This window comes from Ruegeria atlantica, from assembly GCF_947495585.1.
GTDB classification, from domain to species: Bacteria; Pseudomonadota; Alphaproteobacteria; order Rhodobacterales; family Rhodobacteraceae; genus Ruegeria; species Ruegeria atlantica_G.
In genome coordinates this window covers 54,419-70,293 of record NZ_CANLZK010000003.1, presented here as the reverse complement: position 1 = coordinate 70,293, position 15,875 = coordinate 54,419, and the positions used below count along the sequence as shown (strand labels likewise).

The window sequence follows — 15,875 nt, the reverse complement described above, 5'->3', positions numbered from 1 at the left end:
TGGACATTCGTGAAACAAAATCGGCATTGCGCCGTCACATCGCCCAATTTTATCACGACTAGAGTGGCTGCTCCTCAATTAGCTCTGAAAATAAGGGGAATGATCAATCGACTGAATATCCGTGATCCAATCTTCTGCCCGCGCTCATGATAAACAAAACTGGCCCAAACAAATCGTTGACATTTTTTTTGTTCGCGTAATATCATTTGTGTACTAACGAGAAATTTCTCATCAGGATAGACACTTTGCGGTATCTTTCTCCCAACACGCTCGATGATGCATTTGACTTGCTGACCAGCAATGATCTGACGGTTGTCGCTGGCGGCACTGACTTTTTCCCATCCCGGCAGCGTCATGAGCTGCACACCGACATATTGGACGTCACACGCATCAATGGTCTTTCGGGCATCCAAATTGTGGATGACCGTTGGAGAATCGGAGCCACAACAAGCTGGACAGACATTGCCGGGGCCAATTTGCCCGTAGCATTTAGGGGCCTGCAAATGGCAGCGCGGGAAGTCGGTAGCCTGCAGATCCAGAACAGCGGCACGATTGCAGGGAACCTGTGCAATGCCTCGCCTGCCGCTGACGGCGTGCCACCGCTGCTGACGCTGGAGGCTAGCGTTGAGCTTGGCTCGGCCCGTGGCTTTCGCGAGGTTCCGCTGTCAAAGTTCATCACTGGCGTGCGCAAAACGACGCTGTCCGGCGATGAGATTGTGACGGCGATCTACCTGCCCGATCCGCCCAAAGGGACTGTTGGACATTTCGAAAAACTCGGCGCGCGACGATACCTTGTGATCTCGATCGCGATGACTTCTGTCATCATCGGCCTCGATGAAAACCGCCGGATCAACTATGCGCGCGTCGCCGTGGGGGCTGCGTCAGCCGTGGCACAAAGGCTGGTACAGCTCGAAGCCGATTTGATCGGGAAATCCCCTGAAACGGTTGAAGTTTCATCAGAGCATTTGGCACCGCTTAGCCCCATTGATGACGTCCGCGGGGACGCCGCATTCCGACTGGACTCTGTGACAGAACAATGTGTCCGGGCAATCGCGGAGGCGGGACAACATCATGGATAAACGCGCTGATGAAATCACGACCGAATTCACCCTGAATGGCCACCCCGTCAGCGCGGTGCCGCGCGTGGGTGAGCGCCTGTCGGAAATGCTGCGCGAGCGGCTGTCAGCACGCGACGTCAAGATCGGATGCAATGCCGGCGACTGCGGTGCTTGCACCGTTCTGGTCGATGGTGATCCGGTCTGTGCCTGCCTGGTTCCGGCGCAACAGGCTGCTGGGCGGTCTGTGGAAACGGTGTCCGGGCTGACGCAAGATGACCAGATTGCCAAACGTCTGGCAGAAAGCTTTCAAAACCACGGTGCGGCGCAGTGCGGTATCTGCACGCCGGGCATGATGACCGCTGCCGTCGCATTGCTGCGCGAGACACCTGAGCCAAACAATGAGCAGGTCCAGGATGCCCTAGGCGGCGTTTTGTGCCGCTGCACCGGGTATCGCAAGATTATCGATGCCGTTGTTGCCGCTGGTGCGCCTGCTTTGCCCGAAGCATCATTGGGACACGCGGGCGAAGCCATCTGGCGCGTTGACGGGCACGACAAGGTCACAGGCGCAGAGCTGTTTGGCGATGATGTTGCCCCAGCAGGCACGTTGGAAATCCATGTCATCCGTTCCCCTTACCACCGTGCCGGGTTTACACTTGGCGATCTGGACGCTTGGGCCAATAAGACCTCAGGGATCGAAGCAGTCCTGACCGCGGCCGACATTTCCGGGCGCAACAACTTTGGCGTTATTCCCGACTTTGCCGACCAACCTGTCTTTGCGGAAACCGAGGCTCGGTTCCGTGGTGAGGCTGTCGCCGCCATCATTGGTCTGCCCGAGGTTTTGGCAACGTTCGACCCAGCAGATTTTCCGGTAACGTGGGAAGAAAGACCCGCAGCGCTGGATTCACTGGACGCCATGACGCCCCTAGCCGCGCAGCTGCACCCAGATCGCGACGGCAACGTTATGTGTGCCGGTTTCGTGAAATGCGGGACACCAGAAACTGCGTTGGCCAACGCAGATGTTGTGGTCGAAGGCCATTTCCGCTCGGGCTTTGTCGAACATGGGTATATCGAGCCTGAGGCTGGGTTCGCCGAGATCGTGAACGGGCGGGTCGAAGTCCATGCCTGCACGCAAGCTCCGGTGATGGACCTGGACGCGTTGGAGATCATTCTGGGTATGCCGCGCGATCAGATCCGTATTGCCCCGACCGGGGTTGGCGGCGGGTTCGGCTCAAAACTCGATATTTCGGTTCAGCCTTACCTGGCTCTTGCCGCGCTCAAAACCGGCAAGCCGGTGCGGCTGACCTATTCCCGAACCGAGTCGATGCAGTCCACCACCAAACGCCACCCTTCCGACCTGCGGGTCAAGATCGGGGCAACCAAGGACGGTCGTATCAGTGGGATGACTTTTGATGGGCTGTTCAACACAGGTGCCTATGCCAGCTGGGGCCCGACCGTAGCCAACCGGGTGCCGGTTCATGCCTCGGGTCCCTACAGAATCGCCGATTACCGCGCCGAAGCCAAAGGCATCCATACGCATTGCCCGCCATCGGGCGCATTCCGCGGCTTTGGCGTTCCGCAATCGGCCATCGCGCAGGAATGCCTGTTCGACGAACTGGCGGATAAACTGGGCATCGACGCGCTTGATTTCCGCATCAACAATGCACTGGAAAACGGTGTACCCACCGTTTGCGGACAGATCTTCGATCAGGGCGTCGGCATTCGCGCCTGCCTCGAAGCGCTGCGTCCCGCGTGGGCTGAAGAAAATACAGCAGTTCAGGCATTCAACGCACAAAACAATACCTTGAAGCGCGGCGTTGGACTGGCGGCAGGCTGGTACGGGTGCGGCAACACTTCGTTGCCCAACCCGTCGACGATCAAATCGGGCATCCGGTCAGATGGCAGTTTGGTCCTGCACCAAGGGGCGATGGATATCGGCCAAGGGGCAAACACTGTGATCACGCAGATCTTTGCCACAGCGCTTGGTGTTCCGGTTGCGCAGATCGAAATCATCGGGGCCGATACGGATGTCACGCCAGACGCGGGCAAAACTTCGGCCTCACGTCAGACCTATGTCTCTGGCAGCGCTTCACGTCTGTCGGGCGAAGCGATGCGGGCGCAGATTCTGTCCCGCGTGAACGCCGGGCCTGATGCTGTGATCACCCTGAACGCAGGCGCAATTGCTGTGGATGATAACGGACAGCAGCACACGATCGACCTGACCACGCTGGAACCGGACGCCGAAGGGTATGTTCTGCGTTCCGAAGAAACCTATGACCCGCCCACAAAACCGTTGGACGAAAACGGTCAAGGGATTCCGTATGCTCAGTTTGGTTATGCTGCGCATCTGGCGGTTGTCGAGGTGGACACAAAGCTTGGCACGGTGAAACCGATCAAATTCGTGGCCACCCATGACGTCGGCAAAGCGATCAACCCGATGCTGGTCGAGGGTCAGGTACAGGGCGGTATCGCGCAAGGATTGGGCATGGCGCTAATGGAAGAATACCTGCCCGGCCGCACCGAGAACCTGCATGACTATCTGGTGCCGACCATTGGTGACATCCCTCCGATTGAAACCCTGATCATCGAGGAAGAGGATGCCCACGGCCCCTATGGCGCCAAAGGGCTGGGAGAGCACGTGCTGATCCCGACGGCCCCGGCCCTATTCAACGCAATCAAGCGCGCCTGCGGCGTTCGACTGACCCAAGGTCCCGCCACACCAGCAAAAATGCGCGCAGGAATCAAGGAATTGACAGATGGTAACTGAGCGCACAACACCGGAAAAAATCCGCTGCGACGCCTGCCCGGTGATGTGCTATATCGCAGACGGCAAAATCGGGGCCTGCGACCGTTATGCCAACCATGGTGGCGATCTGGTTCGTCTGGATGCGCTGACCATCATCGAAAGCACAGAAGACACACGTCTGGTCCCCTTTTTAAAGGATGGTAAAGACCCCGAAGATTGGGACGGCGACATCGTGCAGGGCAAACGGCCCTTTGTGACCGCCGTCGGCGCGGGCACGACCTATCCCGACTACAAACCCGCGCCCTTCATCGTCAGCCAGGACGTCGCGGGCGTGGATATGGTAACTGTCGTGACCGAGGGAATTTTCTCGTATTGCGGCGTCAAGGTGAAGATCGACACCGACCGTCATATCGGCCACGAACGCGATGTCGTCCGCGTAAATGGTGAGCCTGTCGGTCACGTCATGACCTCGGAATACGGATCCAAGATGTTGTCGCTGGGCGGTGTGGAACACCTGACCGGCGGCACCAAGAAAGAAGGCCGTATCACCTGCGATGCCCTGCTTCGGCTGTGCAATCGTGAAGCCGTCGAGATGGTGATCGGTGATGAAGGACATGAGACCACGGTTGTTGTTCAGGCCGGCAAAGCGCCCATCATCAACGGGGTTGAGGAAAAGCTGATGCGGGTGGGCTGCGGCTCGGCCACAATCGGGATGTTCGCCAAGCAATGGATTGAACACGTGGATGACGTGGTGGTGGTTGACGACCACATCACGGGCGTTCTGTCAGAGCATCAGGCAGGCAAACTGCTGGATGTCGAACCCACGGGCATCAAGATCAATGGCCGCCGTTCGACTCCGGGTCGGTATTTTCAGGTCGCAGAACCTGGCACCGGCTGGGGCGGTACGGATATCGAGGATCCGCTGAAAATTCTGGGCGATTTCAATCCGAAATTCGCGCGTGAAGGTATGAGCCTGTTGATGGTATCTACCACGGGTGAGCAATATGGCTATTTTGAACTGGATGCCGAGCTGAAACCTCAGCCCGTCGAGATTCCCCCGGCGCTGAAGGCGTCTGCCGAGCTGATTGCCGAAAACTGCGAACCTTCGGTTTGCTCGGTCCTGTTCATGGGCGGCGCAGGCGGAAGCCTGCGGGCGGGGGTCACGGAAAACCCGGTTCGCCTCACGAAATCGGTCAAGGACTCGCTGACCTTTGTATCCTGCGGCGGGGCCGAGGCTTATGTTTGGCCTGGTGGCGGCATCACCGTGATGGTGGACATTCTGGACATGCCCACGGGATCGTTCGGATACGTTCCGACCCCGGCGCTGGTCGCCCCCATCGAGTTCACGATGCGTGTCAGCGACTATGGCACACTGGGCGGACACATGGATGAGATCAAGCCAGTTACAGATGTCATCTCGGACGAAACCCGCAAGGTAGATCAGTTCGAAAACCAACCCGACCCCATGTCTTCCAAAAATTACCGCTGGGCGAAAGGAGCATAAGGTCAGATGCACCCCGTCTCTGCCATATTGCCATGTGGTCGCAGATTGCATCTGCAACACGGCCCAATCGACCTGATCGTCGAGGCAGATGGGGCGCGAGATATTGCATTTGAGGCTGCCCAGTTACGGTTCAAATCTTTGCTGCAGGGCTTGGTGGATGAACTGGCTTTGTTGAAAACGCCCATGACCGCTGAATGCGCCCACCCTCAAGGACGGGTAGCGCGCCGTATGGATGAGGCCGCGCGCCCTCATTCCAACGTGTTTGTTACACGCATGGCCGCCGTTGCGGGAGCTGTCGCGGACGAAGTACTGGCAGCTATGCTTCAGGCCACACCTCTGGATCGCGCGTCGGTCAATAATGGCGGAGATATTGCTGTCCATCTGAGTTCGGACCAGGATTACCGCGTCGCCATGAGCGGGCTTGACGGGTGCAACTTAGGCCGCATTGCGATCCGTGCAAGCGACAAGATTGGTGGTATTGCCACGTCGGGTCGCGGCGGACGCAGCTTGAGCCTTGGCATCGCCGACAGCGTTACAGTGCTGGCCAGCAACGCAGCAATGGCCGATGTGGCAGCGACGCTGATCGCCAATGCGGTTGATCTGCCCGGGCATACGGCCATCCGGCGCCTTCCGGCCAATCAACTGCGCGATGACAGCGATTTGGGCGACCTGCCCGTTCCGGTTTCTGTCGGCCGACTCTCTGCCCAAGATATTCAAGATGCCCTGTCACACGGCCTGAACACTGCCGAGAACATGCTTGAGCGCGGTTTGATCTCTGCCGCCCATCTGTCTCTTGGCTCCTACTCCTGCCAGACGGGCGCGTCTCGACTGGTGATCTCAACCACTCAAAAGGTTCCACAATATGCCTGACGTTCAACTGCGAAAAAAGCTGTTTTCGCTTGAAGAAATCTATCACGAAGGCGGACCGCTGTCCGACACCCCGCTGGTGCGGGTGGCTGCGATGGCTGTGATCGCCAACCCGTTTGCAGGCCGCTACGAACCCGAAATTCAGGGCTTTATGGAAGACCTCAAACCTTTGGGTTTGGAAATGGCGCAAACCCTGATCGACATGCTGGGCGGTCCGGAAAACGTGCAAGGTTACGGCAAAGGATCTTTGGTTGGCGAAGGCGGCGAACTGGAACACGGCGCGTTGTGGCACGCGCCGGGTGGCTATGCCATGCGCCAGCTGTTGGGCACCGCCAATGCAATCGTGCCATCGTCCAAAAAAGTTGGCGGCGTTGGCGCACGACTGGACGTGCCGATTACGCATATCAACGCCTCATATGTGCGCAGCCATTTCGACAGCATGGAAGTGGGTTGCAATGACGCCCCCCGCGCGGGCGAGCTGGCCTTTTCGCTGGTCATGACAACCGGGCCGCGGGTGCATTCGCGCTCGGGCGGGCTTGAGGCCTGGGACATCAAAGGAGAGGACGGCCTAAGATGACAAAGATCCGCAAAATCGCAGTCAACGTTGAAGAAACCCATTTCGAAGCAGGGCGACCGATCTCGCCCGCCACGCGCAAGGCGGTGGCCGTGGCCGTGATCAAAAACCCCTTTGCCGGGCAATATGTCGAGGATCTGACACCTCTGATGGAATCCGGGGCTGAGTTGGGCGCTTTGCTGGGCCGCCGTTGCGTCGAGGCCCTTAACATCACGCCGGAACAGGCTGAAAGCTATGGTAAATCGGCGATGGTGGGTGAGAATGGCGAGCTGGAACATGCCGCCGCCATCCTGCACCCCAAGCTGGGCGCGCCCCTGCGCAAAGAGGTCGAAAAGGGTGCTGCCTTGGTGCCCTCGTCAAAGAAGATGGGCAGCCCTGGGCAGGTTCTGGACGTACCGCTTGGTCACAAGGACGCGGCCTATGTGCGCAGCCATTTTGACGGCATCGAAGTGCAGTTGAACGACGCACCCCGCGCGAATGAGATCATGGTGGCAGTTGCGGTCACCGACAGCGGACGACCGCTGCCGCGTGTAGGCGGACTGACGAACGAAGAGGCAGAAGGCAAAGACGGGCTGCGCTGAATGTAGCAGCTGCGCTCTTTAGGGCTGACAACACATTAAGAAGCCGGGATAACTGGCCGTGAACAATGATCATTGGGAGGAATTTGAAATGAATCTGATCAGACGCACGGTACTGGGCGCGCTTGCGGCGCTGCCCTTCACCGGTTTGACGGCTGGGGTCAGCCTGGCCCAGGACACCATCGTTTTGGGTGAGGTGAACAGCTATACCCGTCTGCCCGCCTTTACAGAGCCCTACAAGAAAGGCTGGCAACTGGCGGTCGAACAGATCAACGCCGCAGGCGGGATCGACGGCAAGCAACTGGAAGTGATCAGCCGGGATGATACCGGTGATCCAGCCACCGCAATCCGGATCGCCGAGGAGCTGGTCTCAAAAGACGGTGCAGTTCTGATCTTTGGCACCTTCCTGTCCAATATCGGTCTGGCCGTTTCCGATTTTGCCAAGCAGAAAGAAGTCCTGTTCATCGCGTCCGAGCCCCTATCCGACGCGATTGTCTGGTCCAAAGGCAACAAATACACCTATCGTCTGCGCCCCTCGACCCATATGCAGGCCGCGATGCTGGCCGAACAGGCCGCCAAGCTCGACGCAGTGAAATGGGCGACTGTCGCGCCGAACTACGCCTATGGGCAGGATGCGGTGAAGGCCTTCAAATCCGAACTGACCAAATTGCGCCCCGATGTAGAATTTGTCGAAGAACAATGGCCACCGCTGTTCAAAATCGACGCGGGTTCCACCGTACGCGCACTTGAGGCCTCGAAACCGGATGCGATTTACAACGTGACCTTCGGCGGCGATCTGGCCAAATTTGTTCGCGAAGGTTCGCTGCGGTTCCTGTTCGAGGATCGCTACGTGGCATCATTGCTGACCGGAGAACCGGAATACCTCGACCCGCTGGGGGCTGAGGCTCCTGAGGGTTGGATCGTCACCGGATACCCCTCGACCGACATCACTACGGACGAGCATAAAGCGTTTGCTGAAGCTTATATCGAAAAGTTCGGCGAAGCGCCCAAAACCGGATCTATCGTTGGATATAACTCGATCCTCGCCATCGCCGCAGCACTAGAAAAGGCCGATTCCACAGACACTGACGCCTTGCTAGCCGCGATGGAGGGCCTGACCGTCGACAGCAGCCCAACCGGCCCCTTCACCTTCCGCGCGGCTGACCATCAGTCCACGATGGGTGCCTATGTCGGCAAGACTGGGACAGTCGACGGCAAACCATCGATGGTCGACTGGTCCTATGCCGACGGGGCAGATTATTTGCCCAGCGAAGACGACGCAGCAGCCTTGCGTCCGGCGGAATAAGCCGAATTAGGCGGGGCAATAGCTGCCCCGCCCCACAAAAAGAACACGAACAAGGGACGGTGGCCCGATGGGGTTCTATTTTGCACAGCTACTGACTGGATTGGCGAACGCTTCCTCGCTTTTCCTGATCGCATCCGGGCTTTCGATCATCTTCGGCGTCACGCGGATCGTGAACTTTGCGCATGGCTCGTTCTACATGGTCGGCGCCTATCTCGCTTACACACTGGTCACACTCTGGAGCGGCAGCATCCTTGGCTTTTGGGTCAGCGTCATTTTGGCGGCAATGATCGTCGGGGGGATCGGCCTGATCATCGAACTCACTATCCTGCGCCGCATTTACCACGCACCTGAGCTGTTCCAACTGGTCGCAACGTTTGGCGTCGTATTGATCTTTCAGGATGGAACGCTGGCGATCTGGGGCGCAGAGGACCTTCTGGGCCCGCGCGCGCCGGGATTGGATAGCGCGGTTCGCATCATGGGTGAACCAATTCCCGAATATGACCTCGCCTTGATTGCTATCGGGCCGGTCGTATTGCTGGCCATCTGGCTGCTGTTTTACAAAACGCGATGGGGTGTTCTGGTGCGCGCTGCAACCCAAGACCGCGAGATGGTCGGAGCGCTTGGCGTCAACCAAGCCTGGTTGTTTTCAGCGGCTTTTGTTCTGGGGTCATTCCTAGCTGGATTGGGCGGCGCGCTGCAAATCCCGCGCGAGGCGGTATCGCTGCAGATGGATCTGTCCATCATTGGTGAGGCCTTCGTTGTGGTTGTCATTGGCGGTATGGGCAGCGTGTCCGGCGCGTTTGTAGCGGCGGTTCTGATCTCGGTCCTTAACGCTTTTGCCATCCTGATCTTCCCGCAGATCTCAATCGTTTTGCCCTTCGTCATTATGGCGATTGTCCTGATCTTCCGGCCGCATGGCTTGTTCGGCAAACCCGGCAGCGAAAAGGGCGCGCCGGAAGAACCGGACCAACCACTGGCGCTGATGGGTCAGAAATCAGCAATGGTGCTGATGGCCGCGCTGCTGGTGCTGGCGCTTAGCCCCTTGTTCACTGCTGATTTCACTTCGGTCCTGATGGTCGATGTGATGGTCGCAACCCTTTTTGCCGTATCGCTTCATTTCATGATGGGTGTTGGCGGCATGGTCAGTTTCGGACATGCCGCCTATTTCGGCGTTGGCGCCTATGGTGCCGCGATGGCGGTCAAATTCCTTGGGCTCGGCATGATCTCGGCTATGCTTTTCGGTCCGGTTTGCGCGGCCATTGCGGCGCTGTTCTTCGGTTGGTTCTGCGTTCGACTATCGGGCGTTTACCTTGCAATGTTGACCTTGGCGGCGGCCCAGATTCTATGGGGTGTCACGTTTCAGTGGCAGGAATTCACCGGCGGGGATGATGGCATCCTTGGCGTATGGCCTGCCAAATGGGCCAGCTCTGACAAGGTTTACTTCTACATTGCCTTCGTCCTTTGTATCGGCGGCATATGGGCTTTGCGTCGTGTGGCCTTCTCTCCATTCGGCTATATCCTGCGCGGCATACGCGACAGCCAAACCCGGGCTGAATCGATCGGCATCGATACCCGGTTTCATCAATGGATGGGCTTTGTGCTGGCGGGTGGCTTTGCCGGTTTGGCCGGGGTTGTCTTTGCATTCTCCAAGGGCAGCGTCTTTCCTGACAGCCTCGGCATCGCGCTGAGTATCGACGGTCTGATCATGGTTCTTCTGGGTGGCATTCACGCACTGGCGGGTCCCATACTGGGGGCCGGTGCCTTTGTACTGATCGAAGATTGGGTCACGCGGTTAGACTATTGGCGCTTCATCTTCGGGGCCATCATTCTAATCGTTGTCCTAGTGGCACCTGACGGAATTGCGGGCGGTGTCCAGCGCCTGCTGCGCGGCCTGAAAGGAGGCCGGGCATGACCAACGTTCTCGAAGTCCGCAACCTGTCCAAATCCTTTGGCGGCGTGCAGGCCGTGAAGGATGTGAATTTCGATCTGAAAGAAGGGGAATTCCTTGCCCTGATCGGCCCCAACGGCGCGGGCAAAACTACATGTTTCAACATGCTGAATGGCTACCTGAAACCGAATACAGGTTCCGTATCCTTGCGCGGCCAGGCCCTGATCGGCCACCCGCCGCGCAAGATATGGCGTATGGGTGTCGGTCGAACGTTCCAGATTACGGCAACCTTCCTGTCGATGACTGTTGTGGAAAACGTCCAGATGGCGCTGATTTCGCATCACCGCCGGGTGTTCGACCTGTTTTCACGCGCAACGCGGATGTATGTGGACGAGGCAATGGCGCTGCTGGAACTGGTCTCGATGCAGGATCAGGCCGGGCGGGCATGTTCGGAACTGGCTTATGGCGATCTGAAAAGGCTGGAACTGGCGATTGCCCTGGCGCATGTGCCCGCCCTTCTGCTGATGGACGAACCGACGGCGGGCATGGCACCGTCCGAACGGCTAGCCTTGATGGCGTTGACCGCAGAGATCGTTGCCAAAGGCGGCGTAAGCGTGGTGTTCACCGAACATGACATGGACGTCGTTTTTGCCCACGCCCATCGTATTCTGGTCCTGAACCGGGGTGAGTTGATCGCCGAAGGCACAGGGTCTGAAATCCGCACCAACCCATTGGTCCAAGAGGTATATCTGGGCGGTGGCTCAGTCTTTGAAGCGGAGAGCGCCCATGCTTGATGTCAAAAACCTTGGGGCCTGGTACGGCCGTGCGCAAATCCTCAACGGTGTTTCGCTGAGCGTCGGCGAAAACGAGGTGGTTGCGCTGATGGGCCGGAACGGCGCGGGCAAATCGACCACCATGAAGTCCATCATGGGATTGGTGCGTCACATCAATGGCACCATCCGCTATGCCGAACGCGAGGTTCAGGGGAATACCCCTCATGCGATCTGTCGCCTTGGCATGGGTTATGTCCCCGAAGACCGTCGTATTTTCGGAGATCTAACCATCGAAGAAAACCTCGAAGTCGGACGCCGCGAACCACGTCCAGATGCACCCGAATGGACACAGAAACACTTGTTCGATCTGTTCCCAAATCTGGCTGAGCGTCGCAAGAACCTCGGCAAACAGCTCTCGGGCGGAGAGCAACAGATGTTGACCATCGCCCGTACGTTGATGGGCAATCCCAAGCTGGTCCTGTTGGATGAGCCATCAGAAGGGATTGCGCCGGTCATTGTTGAACAGATGGCCCGCGTGATTGCGGAACTGAAACGAGAGGGGCTGTCGGTGCTGATCAGTGAACAGAACCTACATTTTGCGCGTATCGTGTCGGACCGGGCTTATATCATCGAAAAAGGCGAAATGCGGTTTGAAGGCAGCTTTGCTGACCTCGACGAAAACCCAGAAATTTCAAACACCTATCTTGCCGTCTAATACCTTGGTCTTGTGGGAAGGACATGGCTTTGATTATTATATACGAACAATTGAATCAGGCAGGAACCGTCATGACGGAATCGATTGAAAGCTATGCGCTTGACGAGCAAGTCGGCTATCTTTTGCGGCTGGCCAATCAGCGCCACGCGTCGATTTTCCAGTCACACACATTGGACGGCCTGACGCCCACCCAGTTTGCGGCCCTGATCCGCATTGCCGATTTGGGCAAGTGCTCTCAAAACCGATTGGGGCGGCTGGCGGCGATGGATGTTGCGACGATCAAAGGGGTCGTTGATCGCCTGCGTCAAAAAGGATTTGCGGTTGTCGAACCCGATCCGGACGACAAACGACGCACGCTGATTTCGCTATCCCCCGAAGGCGAGGCCATGGTAGCGCGGATGAAGGATGTTGGTCAGCAGATCACCAACGAAACGCTCAAGCCACTGACGACCGCTGAACAGCGCAATCTGATCCGGATTTTGCGCAAAATCTCATGATTTGACGGGCCGTTTGGCAGACGCCTTGTCCAACTGCAATTCAGACCGGGAAAACCGGATCGGAGTGCGCAGACCGGGCACACCTTCCGGGTTGATCTGCATCTCGCGATGCTGAATCTGCGGGTCGCTCAGCGCCTCTTGCACTGAATTTATCGGACCACCGGGCACGCCGTGTTGTTCAAGGGCCGCCAACAGATCGGTCTTGGTCCATTCCAGACAGGAACTCGTCAGCAATACAGTCAACGCAGCGCGATTTTCCACACGATCCGCGTTGGACATGAACCGTGTATCGTCGATCAACCCCGGCAGGCCCAGTATTTCGCACAGGCTGGCATATTGCCGGTCGTTTCCACAGGCGATGATGATGTGCCCATCCGCCACCGGAAACACCTGATAAGGCACTATATTGGGATGGGCGTTACCCAGTCGCGTTGGGCACACACCCGAGGCCAGATAATTCATCGCCTGATTGGCCAGAACGCCCGTCATACAATCCAGCAAGCTCAGATCCACGTGCTGTCCCTGCCCCGAGCGCTCTCGTTCAGCAAGTGCAGCCTGAATGCCGATCACCCCGTAGAGGCCTGTGAAGATATCTGCAAAAGCGACGCCGATCTTTTGCGGCTCTCCCCCGGGGTCGCCCGTCAGGTCCATGATCCCGCTCATACCCTGGATAAGAAAATCGTACCCTGCCCGATGGGCATAGGGTCCATCCTGACCGAACCCAGTTACGGATGCGTAGACCAGGCGGGGATTGATCTGTTTGACGCCATCATAATCCAGACCGAATTTCTTCAGCCCGCCAACCTTGAAGTTTTCGATCAACACATCCGCATCGCGGATCAGATCCAGCAACTTGGCCCGATCACCCGCATCCCGGAAATCCAATGCGATACTGTGCTTGCCCCGATTGGCCGCGTGGAAATAGGCGGCTGTCTTATCGCCATCGCGCTCGATAAACGGAGGGCCCCATTTTCGCGTATCATCACCCTCGGGGCTTTCGATCTTGAGTACATCTGCCCCCAGATCAGCCAATGTCTGCCCGATCCAGGGCCCGGCAAGAATGCGGGCCAGCTCGATCACTTTCAATCCGTGCAAGGGTGTGCTCATGGGTTGAACCTTTCAAAACTCTGCTGCGATCGGCCAACTTGTGTCCGGGATCGAATTCTGCATCTCCCCCAACAGCATAAGTCCGATGTTTCGACAACCAGCTTGTCAATCATGCCACCCTGTCGAAGCGCCGTATTTTCGTTAGTACACTAACTTTTTTAACATTTGGGTCAAGAGTCCGACCCAGGAAAATTTCATTCGTACAGAAACGTATTGACAGGCGCGTATTTCTCACGAATATTCATTCGCATACTAACGAATAGGCACTCCATGACTTACGTCGTCACCGAAAACTGCATCAACTGCAAATTCACCGATTGCGTGGAAGTTTGCCCAGTGGATTGCTTCTACGAAGGGGAAAACACACTGGTCATCCATCCGGACGAATGCATCGACTGCGGCGTGTGTGAACCGGAATGCCCCGCCGACGCAATCCGCCCGGACACCGAGGATGGGATGGAAAAGTGGGTCGAACTAAACGGCAAATACGCAGAGGCGTGGCCCGTCATCACCGAAAAGAAAGACCCGATGCCTGACGCAGACGACTGGAACGGGAAAGAAGGCAAGCTTGCGCTCTTGTCTGAAGCCCCGTCAGAATAGGAGACTAATATGTCGTTGGATTCTACGACCAAAACTGAATTCCCCATTCCGGCGGGCGTGTTCGCCCAAACCGTGACCGAAGTGAAGCATTACACCGACCGGCTGTTCAAATTCCGCATCACCCGCCCGGCTTCCTTCCGGTTTCGGTCAGGTGAGTTTGTGATGATTGGCCTGCCGAACGCGGAAAAACCCGTGTACCGCGCCTATTCCATCGCATCACCCAGCTGGGATGAAGAGATCGAGTTCTATTCCATCAAAGTCCCCGATGGCCCGCTGACCGAACACCTGCAGAAGATTCGCGAAGGTGATACGGTTTTGATGCGCAAAAAGCCCACAGGCACGCTGGTCAATGACGCGCTATTGCCGGGCAAACGGCTTTGGATGTTCTCGACCGGCACCGGCATCGCGCCCTTTGCATCGCTGATCCGCGACCCCGAAACCTATGAGAAGTTCGACGAAGTAAACCTGACCCATACCTGTCGGGAAAAAGGCGAGCTGGAATATGGCAAAGAATTGGTTGCGGCGCTCAAATCCGATCCGTTGGTGGGCGAGATGGCGCAGAATTTGCGGCACTATTGCACCCTCACGCGTGAGGACTATCCGTTCAAAGGTCGGATCACCGATCTTATGGCATCGGGCAAAGTGTTCGATGATTTGGACCTGCCGCTAATCTCACCAGAAACAGATCGCGGAATGATCTGCGGCTCGATGGCGATGCTGCAGGATACCAAGGCCGCGCTGGAAGGGTTCGGCCTGGAAGAGGGCGCAAACAATAAACCTGCAACTTTTGTGGTCGAACGCGCCTTTGTCGATTGACCAACCGGGGCTCTGCCCCGGCCCTACACCGGGATCTGGTGAAACGCTCTCACACCAGATCCCGCGTGTCTCGGGACTTACTGATTGTCCCGCTTTCCTGTCTTGTTCAGAAATGCCTCCATCCCGGCCCGCGCTTCGGGTGAGGATTGGGCAATCGCCGCAGCCAGGCTTTCGGTAAAGAAGCCATCACTGGCCGACATGTCATTGATGCGCGTGATCGCCTGCATCATCATGTAGTTTGACAGCGGCGCATTCTCGGTCACACGCCGGGCCAGCTCCATCGCTTTGTCGAACACGGATCCGTCCGGCTCAACGTAATGCGCCAGCCCCAGCTGCAGTCCATCGTCCGAGCCATAACGACGACCGGTCAGCATCATCTCCATCATCCGGCTGGCCCCGATGATCCGGCCAACGCGAACGGTTGCGCCGCCGCCGACAAAGATCGAGCGGCGTCCTTCGGGCAGCTCATAGAAGGTATCCTGCTGCGAGACCCTAATGTGGGCGGTCATGGCCAGCTCCATCCCGCCGCCCAGAACACCACCGTTCATTGCTGCGACGACCGGAACCCGTCCGTATTCGATTTTGTCGAATATCCGGTGCCACAGGCGACATTCATGCATCGCCCCTGCAGCGTCGCGCATCGAATGTTCCAACAGGTCCAGCCCGGCGCAGAAATGCTGGCCGGAACTGTGGATCACCACGGCGCCGATCTCATCGGAAAGGGTATCGAAATAGTGTTCGATCTCGAACAGCAGCCCGTGATTGATCGCATTGAACTTGGCAGGTCGGTCCAGCGTCAGGATACCGACCGGGCCGTCTGTTTCTGAGGTTATATGTGTATATTCCATT

General features: G+C 57.5%; 15 protein-coding genes. 13 read left to right on the top strand and 2 right to left on the bottom strand.

What is annotated here, in order from left to right; translation table 11 throughout:
• Positions 1-245: 245 nt before the first annotated feature.
• The 11 genes from QMP16_RS08085 to QMP16_RS08035 all read left to right on the top strand — a co-directional run bounded on the left by QMP16_RS08085 (position 246) and on the right by QMP16_RS08035 (position 12,503).
• The gene (locus QMP16_RS08085; RefSeq protein WP_282151951.1) at positions 246-1,079 is read left to right on the top strand and encodes an FAD binding domain-containing protein; all 834 of its coding nucleotides are present in this window, start codon (positions 246-248) and stop codon (positions 1,077-1,079) included.
• A complete protein-coding gene (locus QMP16_RS08080) occupies positions 1,072-3,822 on the top strand; it encodes a molybdopterin-dependent oxidoreductase (RefSeq protein ID WP_282151950.1) in 2,751 nt (916 codons plus the stop codon). The genes QMP16_RS08085 and QMP16_RS08080 overlap by 8 nt, the downstream gene beginning before the upstream one ends.
• Positions 3,812-5,305 carry a 6-hydroxynicotinate reductase gene (locus QMP16_RS08075; protein WP_282151949.1) on the top strand — a complete coding sequence of 498 codons (1,494 nt, stop codon included), beginning with the start codon at positions 3,812-3,814 and terminating at the stop codon, positions 5,303-5,305. Before QMP16_RS08080 ends, QMP16_RS08075 begins: the two co-directional genes overlap by 11 nt.
• Positions 5,306-5,311: 6 nt before the next feature.
• Complete coding sequence (locus QMP16_RS08070) at positions 5,312-6,175, top strand: UPF0280 family protein (RefSeq protein ID WP_282151948.1); 864 nt, start codon at positions 5,312-5,314, stop codon at positions 6,173-6,175.
• On the top strand, positions 6,168-6,749 hold the full coding sequence (locus QMP16_RS08065) for an amino acid synthesis family protein (RefSeq protein WP_113788527.1): 582 nt from the start codon (positions 6,168-6,170) through the stop codon (positions 6,747-6,749). Before QMP16_RS08070 ends, QMP16_RS08065 begins: the two co-directional genes overlap by 8 nt.
• Positions 6,746-7,327: an amino acid synthesis family protein gene (locus tag QMP16_RS08060; RefSeq protein WP_282151947.1), complete on the top strand. Its 582-nt coding sequence runs from the start codon at positions 6,746-6,748 to the stop codon at positions 7,325-7,327. The genes QMP16_RS08065 and QMP16_RS08060 overlap by 4 nt, the downstream gene beginning before the upstream one ends.
• An 88-nt stretch (positions 7,328-7,415) precedes the next feature.
• A complete protein-coding gene (locus QMP16_RS08055) occupies positions 7,416-8,630 on the top strand; it encodes an ABC transporter substrate-binding protein (RefSeq protein ID WP_282151946.1) in 1,215 nt (404 codons plus the stop codon).
• A gap of 67 nt (positions 8,631-8,697) precedes the next feature.
• On the top strand, positions 8,698-10,542 hold the full coding sequence (locus tag QMP16_RS08050) for an ABC transporter permease (protein WP_282151945.1): 1,845 nt from the start codon (positions 8,698-8,700) through the stop codon (positions 10,540-10,542).
• Positions 10,539-11,312: an ABC transporter ATP-binding protein gene (locus QMP16_RS08045; protein WP_282151944.1), complete on the top strand. Its 774-nt coding sequence runs from the start codon at positions 10,539-10,541 to the stop codon at positions 11,310-11,312. Before QMP16_RS08050 ends, QMP16_RS08045 begins: the two co-directional genes overlap by 4 nt.
• Positions 11,305-12,006, top strand: a complete 702-nt coding sequence (locus QMP16_RS08040) for an ABC transporter ATP-binding protein (protein WP_282151943.1) — start codon at positions 11,305-11,307, stop codon at positions 12,004-12,006. The genes QMP16_RS08045 and QMP16_RS08040 overlap by 8 nt, the downstream gene beginning before the upstream one ends.
• Before the next feature lie 71 nt (positions 12,007-12,077).
• Positions 12,078-12,503, top strand: coding sequence for a MarR family winged helix-turn-helix transcriptional regulator (locus QMP16_RS08035; protein ID WP_282151942.1), 426 nt, complete (start codon positions 12,078-12,080; stop codon positions 12,501-12,503).
• Here the strand turns inward: QMP16_RS08035 and QMP16_RS08030 are convergent.
• A complete protein-coding gene (locus QMP16_RS08030) occupies positions 12,498-13,610 on the bottom strand; it encodes a CaiB/BaiF CoA transferase family protein (RefSeq protein WP_282151941.1) in 1,113 nt (370 codons plus the stop codon). The two genes, QMP16_RS08035 and QMP16_RS08030, sit on opposite strands and share 6 nt — an antisense overlap.
• A gap of 270 nt (positions 13,611-13,880) precedes the next feature.
• Here QMP16_RS08030 and fdxA point away from each other — a divergent pair, with 270 nt between their 5' ends.
• Positions 13,881-14,210: a ferredoxin FdxA gene (gene fdxA, locus QMP16_RS08025; RefSeq protein ID WP_282151940.1), complete on the top strand. Its 330-nt coding sequence runs from the start codon at positions 13,881-13,883 to the stop codon at positions 14,208-14,210.
• Between the two features lie 9 nt (positions 14,211-14,219).
• Positions 14,220-15,026 carry a ferredoxin--NADP reductase gene (locus QMP16_RS08020; RefSeq protein WP_282151939.1) on the top strand — a complete coding sequence of 269 codons (807 nt, stop codon included), beginning with the start codon at positions 14,220-14,222 and terminating at the stop codon, positions 15,024-15,026.
• A 77-nt stretch (positions 15,027-15,103) separates the two neighbouring features.
• On the opposite strand, the gene QMP16_RS08015 is transcribed toward QMP16_RS08020, so the two are convergent.
• Complete coding sequence (locus QMP16_RS08015) at positions 15,104-15,874, bottom strand: crotonase/enoyl-CoA hydratase family protein (RefSeq protein ID WP_282151938.1); 771 nt, start codon at positions 15,872-15,874, stop codon at positions 15,104-15,106.
• Position 15,875: the final 1 nt, after the last annotated feature.

What these genes read in the sequence shown, in the direction of transcription:
- QMP16_RS08055 (WP_282151946.1), top strand. Translation starts at nt 7,416, where the DNA reads ATGAATCTGATCAGACGCACGGTACTGGGCGCGCTTGCGGCGCTGCCC.
- QMP16_RS08035 (WP_282151942.1), top strand. Translation starts at nt 12,078, where the DNA reads ATGACGGAATCGATTGAAAGCTATGCGCTTGACGAGCAAGTCGGCTAT.
- fdxA (WP_282151940.1), top strand. Translation starts at nt 13,881, where the DNA reads ATGACTTACGTCGTCACCGAAAACTGCATCAACTGCAAATTCACCGAT.
- QMP16_RS08080 (WP_282151950.1), top strand. Translation starts at nt 1,072, where the DNA reads ATGGATAAACGCGCTGATGAAATCACGACCGAATTCACCCTGAATGGC.
- QMP16_RS08070 (WP_282151948.1), top strand. Translation starts at nt 5,312, where the DNA reads ATGCACCCCGTCTCTGCCATATTGCCATGTGGTCGCAGATTGCATCTG.
- QMP16_RS08065 (WP_113788527.1), top strand. Translation starts at nt 6,168, where the DNA reads ATGCCTGACGTTCAACTGCGAAAAAAGCTGTTTTCGCTTGAAGAAATC.
- QMP16_RS08030 (WP_282151941.1), bottom strand. Translation starts at nt 13,610, where the DNA reads ATGAGCACACCCTTGCACGGATTGAAAGTGATCGAGCTGGCCCGCATT.
- QMP16_RS08040 (WP_282151943.1), top strand. Translation starts at nt 11,305, where the DNA reads ATGCTTGATGTCAAAAACCTTGGGGCCTGGTACGGCCGTGCGCAAATC.
- QMP16_RS08060 (WP_282151947.1), top strand. Translation starts at nt 6,746, where the DNA reads ATGACAAAGATCCGCAAAATCGCAGTCAACGTTGAAGAAACCCATTTC.
- QMP16_RS08045 (WP_282151944.1), top strand. Translation starts at nt 10,539, where the DNA reads ATGACCAACGTTCTCGAAGTCCGCAACCTGTCCAAATCCTTTGGCGGC.
- QMP16_RS08050 (WP_282151945.1), top strand. Translation starts at nt 8,698, where the DNA reads ATGGGGTTCTATTTTGCACAGCTACTGACTGGATTGGCGAACGCTTCC.
- QMP16_RS08075 (WP_282151949.1), top strand. Translation starts at nt 3,812, where the DNA reads ATGGTAACTGAGCGCACAACACCGGAAAAAATCCGCTGCGACGCCTGC.
- QMP16_RS08020 (WP_282151939.1), top strand. Translation starts at nt 14,220, where the DNA reads ATGTCGTTGGATTCTACGACCAAAACTGAATTCCCCATTCCGGCGGGC.
- QMP16_RS08015 (WP_282151938.1), bottom strand. Translation starts at nt 15,874, where the DNA reads ATGGAATATACACATATAACCTCAGAAACAGACGGCCCGGTCGGTATC.